This window comes from Enterobacter sp. RCC_40, assembly GCF_041360735.1.
GTDB classification, from domain to species: Bacteria; Pseudomonadota; Gammaproteobacteria; order Enterobacterales; family Enterobacteriaceae; genus Enterobacter; species Enterobacter ludwigii.
Genome location: NZ_JBFUPR010000009.1, coordinates 41,780 through 55,115, shown reverse-complemented (window position 1 = coordinate 55,115; position 13,336 = coordinate 41,780). Strand labels below are relative to the sequence as shown.

Here is a 13,336-nt window from a genome sequence, read left to right as displayed (position 1 = left end):
TTCCTTAATTGAAACGGAACGAATACTTACAGTTTAGCTTACGGGAAAATATTATCGTCATAACGAAAATTAAGATTTTTAATACTAAAAGTCAGTTGCTAACTTCGCATGATTCATGCAACGTAATCACCTGTTAAACAAAGCATCCGGCCTTCATTACTACAGGCGTACAACATGCAGGGATATAGGGCGGGAAATGAATCGTAGCGCGCGGCGCAAGATGCTCAGGGTGGTAGGGATCATCATGGTAGTTATGCTGCCGGTGATGCTTGCGCTATGGTTTGCCCAGATAAGAGCCGTGTCGGAAACAAGCGCCCAGCTACGTACCTTTGCTGAACTGGCGTTAGACAAAACAGAACTGGTAATTCAACAGGTTGATCTGGCCCGCGACGAGGCTGAAAAATATCAGGGTGAACGTTGTACACCAGAACATCGCCAATATATGTTGAACGTTGTTCGCGGTCGTCTGTTTGTTGCGGATTTAATTTATGCAGAAGGTCAGAATTTTCTTTGTTCGACCGTTTTTACACCCGCCAATCCTTATCTGATATCCACTGCTAATTACACACGTAAACCTGACGTTGCTATCTATTATTATCGCGATACGCCATTTTTTACTGGCTATAAAATGACATATATGCAGCGCGGAAATTATGTTGTGGTGGTCAATCCGCTTTCCTACAGCGAAGTAATGTCGACAGATCATTCCCTTTCGTGGGGGGTATACGACACGGTAACGAATGCATTCTTTTCCGTTAGTCAGCGCGCGAATGTTTCTTTATTAAGTTCGATGATTCGGGATAAGGAATCGGTATTTCAAAAAGATAACCGTTTTTATACGGTCGTCAAATCCCCAAAACGGCCTATTGCCGCTATCGTGTCGACGTCGAATAAACGTTTTTATGAAATGCTTTATCACCAGGCGACGTTTACGTTACCGCTCGGGATGATCTGCAGCATAATTATTTTGCTGGTGTGGTCTCGCACCCATCGTGAACTCAATTCTCCCGGGCGGTTACTGCAGCGAGCGCTCAATAAACGCCAGCTTTGTGTTCACTATCAGCCGATTATTGATATCAAGAACAACCAGTGCGTGGGAGCCGAGGCGTTATTACGCTGGCCTGGCTTTAACGGGCCGGTCATGAGCCCGGCTGAATTTATTCCGCTGGCGGAAAAAGAGGGCATGAGCGAGCGAATTACGGATTATGTTGTCGAAGAGGTATTCAGCGATCTGGGCACATTCCTGGCAACACATCCGCATCTCTATATTTCGATTAACCTGTCGGCCACGGATTTCCACTCTTCACGGCTGATCGCCATGATTTCGGACAAGGCCCGACACTATGCCGTACGTGCGCAGCAAATTAAAATCGAAGTCACGGAGCGCGGTTTTATTGATGTCCCTAAAACCACTCCGGTTATTCAGGCGTTCCGTCAGGCGGGTTACGAAGTGGCGATTGATGATTTTGGAACGGGTTACTCTAATCTGCACAACCTTTATTCGCTGAATGTCGATATTCTGAAAATCGACAAATCCTTTATCGACACCCTAACAACTAACAGCACCAGCCACCTTATCGCCGAGCATATTATTGAGATGGCACAAAGCCTGCGGCTTAAAACCATTGCGGAAGGGGTGGAAACGGCAGAACAGGTGAGCTGGTTGTTGAAACGTGGCGTTCAGTTCTGTCAGGGATGGCACTTCGCGAAAGCGATGCCGCCCCAGGAGTTTATGACCTGGCAGCAGCAACCTTTGCATTGAGAGTCATTAATTCAACTGGTGGCGATAGTCGCTCGGTGTACGGTCAAACTCGCGGCGAAACACGCGGGAAAAGGTTTGTTGCGACACATAACCCAGATCCATCGCGATATCAAAAATGGGCCGCTGCGTTGAGCGTAAGGCCTGCGCCGCCAGCAGCAGTCTGCGCTGACGAATGTACTCACCCAGCGTCTGGTGCATAACGGTACGGAACATTCTCTGTAAATACCATTTCGAATAGCCGGATTTTTTAGCGACCACATCAATGTTCAACGGTTGGTCGATATGTTCATCAATCCATTCAATAAGTGTCTGAATAATTTGCTGATGCGACATAAGGTTGCCCCTCTGTAGATACAACTGCCCTGGTTGATTCGTCGTTTTCTCTGCGGGCGAGTATAATTCCTCAAGTTAACTTGAGGTAAAGAGGTTTTATGGAAAAGAGATTGCCGCGAATTAAAGCGTTGTTAACCCCCGGCGAAGTGGCGAAGCGAAGCGGTGTTGCGGTGTCGGCGCTCCACTTCTATGAAAGCAAAGGGTTAATTAAAAGCATCCGAAACGCCGGAAACCAGCGACGCTACACGCGTGACGTGCTCCGTTATGTCGCGATTATCAAAATTGCCCAACGAATCGGAATCCCCCTGGCCACCATCGGCGATGCGTTCGGCGTGCTGCCGGAAGGGCACTCTCTCAGCCCGAAAGAGTGGAAAGAGCTTTCCTCTCAGTGGCGTGAAGAGCTGGATCGCCGCATTCACACGCTGGTAGCGCTGCGTGATGAACTGGACGGATGTATTGGCTGCGGCTGTTTGTCGCGCAGTGATTGTCCGTTGCGTAACCCGGGCGACAGGCTGGGTGAGCAGGGGACAGGGGCGCGGTTGCTGGAGGAAGACTGAGATCCGGCGGAAAACCGTACCTCATACCGCACCTCATAAAGAACTAAAGCGCCACAAAAGGGCGCTTTAGTTTTTCCCGGTCTTTGTCTTTCACTCTATCCCGCTGGTTCACGGGAGGGTTTCCCCCGACATCAGCACCCCTCATGTCGAGCGTGTTGGGGAGGTTCCGGATTGTGCTGACACTTTAATTCTATGCAAGACCCGTCTTTTCGCCAGTCGGTCAGGCCATTTTTTAGGCGAATTTTTTTCGCGGTGTTGTTCGATTTTCTATAGTTAAAAAGTATGAATAAAAGGAGAACACAATGCTCACGGTACACCACCTGAACCAGTCCCGCTCACACCGTGTGATCTGGGCGCTGGAAGAACTTTCCCTGCCCTATGAGATTGTTCGTTACCAGCGCGAAAAGAGCATGCTGGCGCCTGAGTCGCTCAAAAAAGTGCACCCGTTGGGCAAATCGCCGGTTATTGAAGATAACGGCCTGATCCTCGCCGAGTCGGGGGCCATCCTCGAATATCTTCAGGAAACCTACGATCCGGAGTCGCGGCTTAAGCCTCTGGATCCTGCGCATAAGGTGCAGTACCGCTTCTGGTTGCACTATGCCGAAGGTTCGCTAATGCCGCTGCTGTTGATGAAGCTGGTTTTCAGTAGCCTCGGTAAGCCGCCCGTGCCGTTTGGTATCCGCACGTTGGGTAAAGCGCTGGGGCAGGGAGTGCAAAAAGCGTATCTCAACCGCCAGCTTGAAACCCATGCACGTTTTATTGAGTCGCATCTTGCCCATAACAGCTGGTTTGCCGGCGATACGCTCAGCATGGCGGATATTCAGATGAGCTTCCCGATTTTTGCCCTGCTGGCGCGAAGTGGCATTGATAACCTCCCGCATACCCAGGCCTGGAAGAAAAAAGTGGAGAGCAGCCCTGGCTGGCAAAAAACGCTGGAGCAAGGTGGCCCGTTATCGATTCCGGGTGGGGAGTGAAATGTAAACAAATTGCGCACAGACGATAACGTTTGCGCATCCTCTGTTTATTTCTTCAGCGTCATAAGGGAATTTTAGCGAAAAACGATAAAGTTCAGTTGAAAAGGGCGGGGATTAGGCTAGATAATCGTTTGCCTTAATTTGACCACCCGTTTGTAAGCGCGGAGCTAAACGTTTGCTTTTTCTGTGACGCCCCTTTCGTCGCAAATGCAAAACACGGATTTGACGTTTAGCTGGCAGTGGCGTCTCCACCATGCTTACGGACTTTCTATAAAAACTCTCAGGGGATGTTTTCTATGTCTACGCCATCTGCGCGTACTGGCGGTTCGCTTGACGCCATCTTTAAAATTTCGGCTCGCGGCAGCACCGTGCGTCAGGAAATCGTTGCCGGTCTGACCACGTTTCTGGCGATGGTTTACTCCGTCATTGTCGTTCCGGGTATGCTGGGTAAAGCGGGCTTCCCACCGGCGGCCGTCTTTGTTGCTACCTGTCTCGTGGCGGGCGTTGGCTCCATCGTGATGGGCCTGTGGGCGAACCTGCCGCTGGCAATCGGTTGTGCAATCTCGTTGACCGCCTTTACCGCTTTCAGCCTGGTTCTGGGTCAGCACATCAGCGTACCGGTTGCGCTCGGCGCCGTGTTCCTGATGGGGGTACTGTTTACCGTTATCTCCGCCACCGGCATCCGTAGCTGGATTTTGCGCAACCTGCCTCAGGGCGTGGCGCATGGCACCGGCATTGGTATCGGGCTGTTCCTGCTGCTGATTGCCGCAAACGGCGTCGGCCTGGTGATCAAGAATCCGCTGGACGGTCTGCCGGTGGCGTTGGGTCATTTCGCGAGCTTCCCGGTCATTATGTCCCTGATCGGTCTGGCGGTAATTATTGGTCTGGAAAAACTGAAAGTCCCGGGCGGCATTTTGCTGACCATTATCGGGGTGTCCATTGTTGGCCTGATTTTCGATCCTAACGTTCACTTCTCCGGGATTTTCGCCATGCCGTCGCTGAGCGATGACAAAGGCAACTCTCTGATTGGCAGTCTGGATATCATGGGGGCATTGAACCCGGTGATCCTGCCAAGCGTGCTGGCGCTGGTGATGACCGCGGTGTTTGATGCAACGGGTACCATCCGTGCCGTCGCGGGTCAGGCGAACCTGCTGGATAAAGACGGTCAGATTATCGATGGCGGCAAAGCGCTGACCACCGACTCCCTGAGCAGCGTCTTCTCGGGTCTGGTGGGCGCGGCTCCGGCTGCGGTGTATATCGAGTCCGCTGCGGGTACGGCAGCAGGCGGTAAAACTGGCCTGACGGCCATTACCGTTGGCGTGCTGTTCCTGCTGATCCTGTTCCTCTCTCCACTCTCCTACCTGGTGCCGGCCTACGCGACCGCACCTGCGCTGATGTACGTTGGTCTGCTGATGCTGAGCAACGTGGCGAAAATCGATTTTGCTGATTTTGTGGATGCGATGTCAGGCCTCATCACGGCGGTCTTTATCGTGCTGACCTGTAATATCGTGACCGGCATCATGATCGGTTTTGCGTCGCTGGTGATTGGGCGTCTGGTCTCCGGCGAGTGGCGTAAGCTGAACATCGGCACCGTTGTGATTGCCGTCGCGCTGGTGGCGTTCTACGCGGGCGGTTGGGCAATCTAAGTTGTCCATTGATGCGAAAACGGGTGGCTCAGGCCGCCCGTTTTTATTTTCAGGACTCATCCCGTTGTCTTTTGCGTTACTCTGAGGAAGATAGAATAACAGGCACGACGCCTTAGGTTTGGCTTTTAAGAAACACAGCAAACAGGGAACGCATGGAAATCTTCTTCACAATACTCATCATGACTCTTGTGGTCTCGCTATCCGGGGTAGTCACACGCGTACTGCCCTTTCAGGTCCCCCTGCCATTAATGCAAATTGCCATCGGCGCGCTGCTGGCGTGGCCGACGTTTGGCCTGCACGTGGAGTTCGATCCCGAACTGTTCCTCGTGTTGTTTATTCCGCCGCTGCTGTTTGCCGATGGCTGGAAAACGCCCACGCGTGAATTCCTTGAACACGGGCGAGAGATATTAGGTCTGGCGCTGGCGCTCGTGGTGGTCACGGTGGTTGGGATTGGCTTCCTGATCTACTGGGCGGTACCGGGCATTCCGTTAATTCCGGCCTTTGCGCTGGCCGCGGTACTGTCACCAACCGATGCCGTGGCGTTGTCCGGCATTGTCGGTGAAGGCCGTATTCCGAAGAAAATCATGGGGATTTTACAGGGTGAGGCGCTGATGAATGACGCCTCTGGCCTGGTTGCCCTGAAATTTGCCGTGGCCGTCGCGATGGGCACGATGATCTTTACCGTAGGCGGCGCGACCCTGGAATTCTTCAAGGTGGCGATTGGCGGTATCCTGGCCGGGTTTGTGGTGAGCTGGCTGTATGGTCGTTCGCTGCGCTTCCTCAGCCGCTGGGGCGGCGATGAACCGGCGACACAGATTGTGCTGCTGTTCCTTCTGCCGTTTGCCTCTTACCTGATTGCCGAGCATATCGGCGTGTCGGGCATTCTGGCGGCGGTGGCGGCAGGGATGACCATCACCCGCTCCGGCGTAATGCGCCGCGCGCCGCTGGCCATGCGCCTGCGTGCGAACAGCACCTGGGCGATGCTGGAATTTGTCTTTAACGGGATGGTGTTCCTGCTCCTGGGCCTGCAGTTGCCGGGCATCATGGAATCCTCGCTGGTGGCGGCCGAGGCCGACCCGAACGTCGAAACGTGGATGTTGTTCACCGATATCGTGCTGATCTACATGGCGCTGATGCTGGTGCGTTTCGGCTGGCTGTGGACGATGAAAAAATTCAGCATGCGCTTCCTGACGAAAAAACCGATGGAGTTCGGCTCGTGGACCACGCGGGAGCTGCTGATTGCTTCTTTTGCTGGCGTTCGCGGGGCGATTACGCTTGCCGGTGTGCTGTCCATTCCGCTGCTGCTGCCCACGGGCGATGTCTTCCCGGCGCGCTATGAACTGGTGTTCCTGGCGGCAGGGGTGATTCTGTTCTCACTGTTTGTCGGCGTGATAATGCTGCCTCTTCTGCTGCAGCATATTGAGACGGGTGACTCGACTCAGCAGCATAAAGAGGAGCGTATTGCCCGCGCGGCGACCGCCGAAGTGGCGATTGTGGCCATTCAGAAGATGGAAGAACGTCTTGCGGCGGACACGGAAGAGAACATCGACAACCAGCTGCTGACCGAAGTGAGCTCGCGCGTGATTGGTAACCTGCGTCGTCGTGCCGATGGCCGCAACGATGTGGAAAGTTCGCTGCAGGAGGAGAACCTGGAGCGCCGGTTCCGTCTGGCGGCGCTGCGCTCAGAGCGTGCGGAGCTGTACCACCTGCGCGCCACGCGGCAAATCAGCAATGAGACGCTGCAAAAACTGCTGCACGATCTGGATTTGCTGGAAGCCTTGCTGATAGAGAATCAGTAGTCCGTGCGGGCTGATGCCCTCACCCTGACCCTCTCCGCCCGGAGAGGGTCAGGGGACCCAAAATCCTTCACAGCATTTCAGCCACGCCTGCGCGCTGTGCGATAAATAAACCCCTTCGCGCCAAATCATCCCTAACTGCCAGTGCAAATCGCTTTCCAGCGGGATCCAGCGCAGGGTGTTTTTATCGAGCCGTTCGCAAATCGGCTGCGGCAATATCGCAATGCCGACGCCAGCCTGCACCATCGCGGCCAGGAAATCCCACTGCCCGCTGCGCACCGCAATGCGCGGCTTCACGTTGTGTTGATTAAACAGCGCCATCAGCTGGCGGCTGAGGGCGAAATCTTCGTTGTAAATCAGCAGCGGGTGTTCACCGAGCCGTTCGGGTTTCACCGTGTCGACCTTCAGCCAGTCACCAGAGCGGGGGACCAGCACGCACAGCGGGTGGCTAAAGAGCGGCAGCGTCGCCAGACCGCTCTCTTCCTCCACGGGGAGGGCGGTCATGGCGACATCCAGCTCGCCGTTGGTGACCGCCTGTTGAACCGTTAAGCCGCCAAACTCGGAAATTTTCAGCTCAACGCCGGGATAACGCTGGCGAAACAGGCTGATGGGGCCGGCCATCATCATCCCAACCATCGGCGGGATGCCGAGGCGCAGCAGCCCTTTTGTCAGGTGATTGATATCGCCAAGCTCCGCTTCCAGCTGGCGGAACTCCGCCAGGATCGCCAGCCCGCGTTCAAAGACGACCCGCCCGGTATCGGTCAGCAGCAGCTTGCGTCCGTCGCGGATAAGCAGGGTGCAGTTCAGTTCATCTTCGAGGTTTTTCAGCATCTTGCTGATGGTGGGTTGGGTGACAAACAACTTCTCCGCTGCGCGGGTAAAACTTTGCTGACGAACCACTTCGACAAAATAGCGCAGCGTTCTTATGTCCATGATTATTCCTCGGAACTATACCTTTGATGATTTTAATTCATTTCAGTCCATTACGTGCGCTCACTATACTGGCGCCTCGTCTCATTTTTGAGGAAAACCCCCATGGCCGTGGCGTTAAGCCGTGTTACGCCTGCCGTTGTGCAACGACTTCAGGTACCGGTTCAGGTACTGCTTTATGCGGGACTGTTTGTTTTCGCTGAATATCTTGTCAACTGGTTGCATCTGCCGCTGCCTGCCAACCTGGTCGGAATGGTGCTGATGCTGACGCTTATCCTCTGTCGCGTTATCCCCCTCAACTGGGTACGCGCCGGCGCGCGCTGGCTGCTGGCGGAAATGCTGCTGTTCTTTGTGCCCGCCGTGGTCGCGGTGGTGAACTATGCGCAACTGCTGAGGGTAGATGGCTGGCGCATCTTCGCGGTCATTGCGCTGAGCACGCTGATGGTGCTGGGGGCCACCGCCTGGGTGGTTGATAAAGTGTATCGGTTTGAAATCAGCAGGCAAAAGCATGACTAACTTCCAGATAAGCGTGTTGTGCCTGATTGCCACCCTGGCGATCTACTTTGCCAATAAACGGCTGTATCGCCGTTTTCACGCGCTGCCGCTGATGCCGCTGGTCTTCACGCCGATTCTGCTGGTCCTGATGCTGGTCTTCGGGCATATCTCCTGGCAGAACTACATTGGGGAATCCCACTGGCTGCTGTGGCTACTGGGGCCTGCGACCATTGCTTTTGCGGTACCGGTGTATGACAACCTGGCGATCATCAAACGCCACTGGATGTCGCTCAGCGCTGGCGTGATCACGGCCACGGTGGTGGCGGTCTGCAGTTCCGTCTGGCTGGCCCGGCTGTTTACGCTGCCCGATGAAATTCAGCGCAGCCTGGCCGTCCGTTCGGTCACCACCCCGTTTGCGCTGGCCGCGGCCAAGCCGCTCGGCGGACAGCCGGATCTGGTCGCGTTATTTGTGGTCGTGACGGGCGTCTTCGGGATGGCGGTTGGCGACATGCTTTTTTTGCGGCTGTCGATCCGTGAAGGAATGGCGAAAGGGGCGGGATTTGGCGCGGCATCGCACGGTGCGGGAACGGCACGTTCGTATGAACTCGGGCAGCAGGAAGGGGTGGTGGCAAGCCTGGTGATGATGCTCTCGGGCGTGGTGATGGTACTGATTGCACCGCTGGTGGCGTGGGTGATGTTCTGATTTCCCCGGCCAGTAAGGCCGGGGAGACGAGGTTAGTGCGCGCGGCCTTGCTCGACGCCCAGACCCGTTTGTGAGCGGATAAACTGGGCGCGGAATTTCTCACGCTCCAGGTTACCTTCCGGCGAGTTATCGGTCGCGGAGAAGACCCAGATACCAATAAACGCCACGGCAATGGAGAACAGCGCCGGGTATTCATACGGGAAGATAGCGCTTTCGTGACCGAGGATCTGTACCCAAATCGTCGGGCCAAGGACCATCAGAATCACTGCCGTCAAAAGCCCCAGCCAGCCGCCAATCATCGCCCCACGGGTGGTCAGTTTTGACCAGTACATGGAGAGCAGGATGATAGGGAAGTTACAGCTTGCCGCAATGGAGAAGGCCAGCCCCACCATAAAGGCGATGTTCTGCTTCTCGAACAAAATCCCCAGCAGAATAGCGACCACGCCCAGCACCAGCACGGTGATTTTCGAGACTTTCAGCTCATCACGTTCGCTTGCCCCTTTGCGGATAACGTTGGCATAGAGGTCGTGCGATACCGCAGACGCGCCCGCCAGCGTCAGCCCGGCAACCACCGCGAGGATGGTGGCGAAGGCCACGGCCGAGATAAAGCCAAGGAACAGGTTACCGCCTACCGCGTCGGCCAGATGCACTGCCGCCATGTTGTTACCGCCAATCAGCCCGCCCGCCGCGTCTTTAAACGCCGGATTCGCCCCCACCAGCATGATGGCGCCAAAACCAATGATAAAGGTCAGGATGTAGAAGTAACCCATAAAGCCCGTGGCGTAGAAGACGCTTTTGCGCGCTTCACGCGCATCGCTCACGGTGAAGAAACGCATCAGGATGTGTGGCAAGCCAGCCGTACCAAACATCAGACCCAAACCGAGCGAAAGCGCAGAAATAGGGTCTTTCACCAGCCCGCCAGGGCTCATGATCGCTTCCCCTTTCGGGTGTACCGCCATCGCTTCAGTGAACAGATTATTGAAGCTGAACCCGACGTGTTTCATGACCATAAAGGCCATAAAGCTGGCGCCGAACAGCAGCAGGACCGCTTTGATGATTTGCACCCAGGTCGTGGCCAGCATGCCGCCGAACAGGACGTACATCACCATCAGCACACCCACCAGCACCACCGCGATGTGGTAGTTCAGGCCGAACAGCAGTTCGATCAATTTACCCGCGCCGACCATCTGCGCAATCAGATACAGCGCGACCACCACCAACGAGCCGCAGGCGGAGAGGGTACGAATCGGCCCCTGTTTCAGCCGGTAGGAGGCCACGTCTGCGAAGGTATAGCGGCCCAGGTTGCGCAAGCGTTCTGCGATCAGGAACAAAATAATCGGCCAGCCCACGAGGAAGCCGAGGGAGTAAATCAGACCATCGTAGCCGGAGGTGTACACCAGCGCGGAGATACCGAGGAAGGAGGCAGCGGACATAAAGTCGCCTGCAATCGCCAGCCCGTTCTGAAAACCGGTAATGTTGCCGCCTGCGGTGTAGTAATCATTACGGGAGCGCACGCGTTTCGAGGCCCAGTACGTGATGTACAGCGTCAGCAGCACGAAAATCAGGAACATGATAATCGCCTGCCAGTTGGTTGGCTGGCGCTGTACCTCGCCGGTGATGGCATCAGCGGCGTTGGCGGCAAAGGGAAGTGTGGCGGCAAGCGCCGTCAGGACTCTCTTCATGATGCTTTTACCTCTGCCAGGACTGCTCTGTTAAGACGATCGAATTCGCCATTGGCGCGCCAGACGTACACGCCGGTCAGCACAAACGAAATGATTATCACGCCAATCCCAATCGGAATTCCGCGCGTGACGCTGGTGCCCGCGTGCAGCGGCGTACCGAGCCAGTGTGGGGCAAAGGCAATCAGCAGAATAAAGCCGACGTAAATAATCAGCATGATGATGGAAAGTAAGAAGGCAAACCGTTGCCGTTTATCCACGAGCTCCCTGTAGTGCGCACTATTCTCTATCTGCTGACAAATATCGTTATTCATCAGAGGTCTCCAGAAGTATTTATAGGGGAGGTTTTTTTATTCCCTCTCCCGGGGGGGAGAGGGGAGATCGCGTTACGATGGCATTGCGATGGACTGCTTCTCTTCGAGCAGTTTTTCCACCACGCCAGGATCGGCAAGCGTTGAGGTATCACCGAGGTTGCTGGTGTCACCGGCTGCGATTTTGCGCAATATGCGGCGCATAATTTTGCCTGAGCGGGTTTTCGGCAGAGAGTCGGTCCAGTGCAGCACGTCCGGCGTGGCAAGCGGGCCAATCTCTTTACGTACCCAGTTGCGCACCTCGGCATACAGCTCTGGTGACGGCTCTTCGCCATGATTCAGCGTGACGTAGGCGTAAATCGCCTGGCCTTTAATGTTGTGTGGGATCCCGACGACGGCGGCTTCGGCGATCTTCGGATGAGATACCAGCGCGGATTCAATCTCCGCGGTACCCAGACGGTGGCCGGAGACGTTCAGCACGTCGTCCACGCGCCCGGTTATCCAGTAATAACCGTCCTCGTCACGCCGGGCGCCGTCACCGCTAAAGTACATATTTTTAAAGGTCGAGAAGTAGGTCTGCTCAAAGCGCTCGTGGTCGCCGAACAGGGTACGCGCCTGGCCCGGCCAGGAATCGGTGATCACCAGATTGCCTTCGGTGGCTCCGTCCAGCGGATTGCCTTCGTTATCCACCAGCGCAGGTTGTACGCCGAAGAACGGTTGAGTTGCTGAACCGGCTTTTAACTGCGTCGCACCCGGCATAGGGGTGATCATAAAGCCGCCGGTTTCGGTCTGCCACCAGGTGTCCATCACCGGGCATTTTTCGTTGCCGATTTTCTTCCAGTACCACTCCCAGGCTTCCGGGTTGATGGGCTCGCCAACGGAACCGAGGATGCGCAGCGAAGAGCGGTCAGTGCCTTCAATGGCCTTATCGCCTTCCGCCATTAATGCGCGGATCGCCGTTGGGGCGGTATAGAGAATATTGACCTTGTGTTTGTCGACCACCTGACACATGCGCGCCGGCGTTGGCCAGTTCGGTACGCCTTCAAACATCAGCGTAGTGGCACCACAGGCCAGCGGGCCGTAAAGCAGGTAGCTGTGACCGGTGACCCAACCCACGTCGGCAGTACACCAGTAAATGTCGCCCGGATGGTAGTCGAATACGTACTTGAAGGTGGTAGCGGCATAGACCAGATAGCCGCCGGTGGTGTGCAACACGCCTTTCGGTTTGCCGGTTGAGCCGGAGGTGTAAAGAATAAACAGTGGATCTTCCGCGTTCATCTCTTCCGGCTGATGCTGGTCGCTGGCTTTTTCAATCAGATCGCTCCACCACAGGTCGCGTCCTTCGTTCCAGTCGATCTTGCCGCCGGTACGCTTGAGGACGATGACGTTGCTGACGGTTTTCACGTTCGGATTTTTCAGCGCTTCATCGACGTTTTTCTTCAGGGGAATGCCACGGCCAGCGCGCACGCCTTCATCGGCCGTGATCACCAGTTTCGAGCTGGAATCGACAATACGCCCGGCTACCGCTTCCGGTGAGAAGCCGCCAAAAATCACCGAGTGAATCGCACCGATACGCGCGCAGGCCAGCATGGCTACCGCCGCTTCAGGCACCATTGGCATATAGATAGCCACTACGTCGCCTTTTTTAATGCCCCTTTCCAGCAGAACGTTGGCAAAGCGGCACACGTCGCGGTGCAGTTCTTTATAAGTAATGTGTTTGCTTTGAGAGGCGTCGTCGCCCTCCCAGATAATGGCCGTTTCATTACCGCGTTCGGCAAGGTGGCGGTCAAGACAGTTTGCTGCCAGGTTCAGCGTGCCGTCTTCGTACCATTTAATAGAGACGTTGCCGGGCGCAAAGGAGGTGTTCTTCACCTTCTGATAAGGTTTAATCCAGTCAAGAATATGGCCCTGCTCACCCCAGAAGACGTCCGGGCTGGAGACGGATTGCTCATACTTCTCGTGGTACTGCTCCGGGTTTATCAGGCAACGGTCCGCAATGTTTGCGGGAATGTCGTGTTTATGTACTTGGCTCATGGCTTTTTTTCTCCTTGTAAGATGTTAATAATATGTCGCAAAAACGTTAATAGTAGGGGCTTTACAAGCTTTGTTTATTATTTGGGCTACAGATCACGCATTGTTTGAAGAGTATG

At 55.1% G+C, this 13,336-nt stretch carries 12 protein-coding genes; 7 read left to right on the top strand and 5 right to left on the bottom strand.

Annotation, left to right across the window (positions count from 1 at the left end):
• Window positions 1-196: 196 nt before the first annotated feature.
• Window positions 197-1,762 (top strand): EAL domain-containing protein, encoded by a 1,566-nt coding sequence (locus tag AB6731_RS21225; RefSeq protein WP_371006769.1) that lies wholly within the window; start codon window positions 197-199, stop codon window positions 1,760-1,762.
• A 6-nt stretch (window positions 1,763-1,768) separates the two neighbouring features.
• Here AB6731_RS21225 and soxS read toward each other — a convergent pair whose 3' ends face one another.
• Window positions 1,769-2,095 (bottom strand): superoxide response transcriptional regulator SoxS, encoded by a 327-nt coding sequence (gene soxS / locus AB6731_RS21220; protein ID WP_013095071.1) that lies wholly within the window; start codon window positions 2,093-2,095, stop codon window positions 1,769-1,771.
• Window positions 2,096-2,193: 98 nt separating this feature from the next.
• Between soxS and soxR the strand changes: the two genes are divergently transcribed.
• The 4 genes from soxR (at window position 2,194) to AB6731_RS21200 (ending at window position 7,071) form a co-directional block, all read left to right on the top strand.
• The gene (gene soxR / locus AB6731_RS21215) at window positions 2,194-2,652 is read left to right on the top strand and encodes a redox-sensitive transcriptional activator SoxR (protein WP_014168225.1); all 459 of its coding nucleotides are present in this window, start codon (window positions 2,194-2,196) and stop codon (window positions 2,650-2,652) included.
• A 302-nt stretch (window positions 2,653-2,954) separates the two neighbouring features.
• Window positions 2,955-3,626, top strand: a complete 672-nt coding sequence (locus tag AB6731_RS21210; protein WP_032681911.1) for a glutathione S-transferase family protein — start codon at window positions 2,955-2,957, stop codon at window positions 3,624-3,626.
• Window positions 3,627-3,922: 296 nt separating this feature from the next.
• On the top strand, window positions 3,923-5,272 hold the full coding sequence (gene ghxP / locus AB6731_RS21205) for a guanine/hypoxanthine transporter GhxP (protein ID WP_020882835.1): 1,350 nt from the start codon (window positions 3,923-3,925) through the stop codon (window positions 5,270-5,272).
• Between the two features lie 152 nt (window positions 5,273-5,424).
• Window positions 5,425-7,071: a Na+/H+ antiporter gene (locus tag AB6731_RS21200; RefSeq protein ID WP_014168228.1), complete on the top strand. Its 1,647-nt coding sequence runs from the start codon at window positions 5,425-5,427 to the stop codon at window positions 7,069-7,071.
• A gap of 48 nt (window positions 7,072-7,119) precedes the next feature.
• Here AB6731_RS21200 and AB6731_RS21195 read toward each other — a convergent pair whose 3' ends face one another.
• Window positions 7,120-8,001, bottom strand: coding sequence for a LysR family transcriptional regulator (locus tag AB6731_RS21195; protein WP_025206385.1), 882 nt, complete (start codon window positions 7,999-8,001; stop codon window positions 7,120-7,122).
• 102 nt (window positions 8,002-8,103) lie between these two features.
• On the opposite strand from AB6731_RS21195, the gene AB6731_RS21190 reads away from it, so the two are divergent.
• The gene (locus AB6731_RS21190; protein ID WP_032679393.1) at window positions 8,104-8,514 is read left to right on the top strand and encodes a CidA/LrgA family protein; all 411 of its coding nucleotides are present in this window, start codon (window positions 8,104-8,106) and stop codon (window positions 8,512-8,514) included.
• Window positions 8,507-9,196: an LrgB family protein gene (locus AB6731_RS21185; protein WP_023310063.1), complete on the top strand. Its 690-nt coding sequence runs from the start codon at window positions 8,507-8,509 to the stop codon at window positions 9,194-9,196. Before AB6731_RS21190 ends, AB6731_RS21185 begins: the two co-directional genes overlap by 8 nt.
• Window positions 9,197-9,228: 32 nt before the next feature.
• Here AB6731_RS21185 and actP read toward each other — a convergent pair whose 3' ends face one another.
• The 3 genes from actP to acs form a co-directional block, all read right to left on the bottom strand.
• A complete protein-coding gene (actP, locus tag AB6731_RS21180) occupies window positions 9,229-10,878 on the bottom strand; it encodes a cation/acetate symporter ActP (RefSeq protein ID WP_014168232.1) in 1,650 nt (549 codons plus the stop codon).
• Complete coding sequence (locus AB6731_RS21175) at window positions 10,875-11,189, bottom strand: DUF485 domain-containing protein (RefSeq protein WP_014168233.1); 315 nt, start codon at window positions 11,187-11,189, stop codon at window positions 10,875-10,877. Before AB6731_RS21175 ends, actP begins: the two co-directional genes overlap by 4 nt.
• Window positions 11,190-11,261: 72 nt before the next feature.
• A complete protein-coding gene (acs, locus tag AB6731_RS21170) occupies window positions 11,262-13,220 on the bottom strand; it encodes an acetate--CoA ligase (RefSeq protein WP_232947472.1) in 1,959 nt (652 codons plus the stop codon).
• Between the last annotated feature and the right edge of the window lie 116 nt (window positions 13,221-13,336).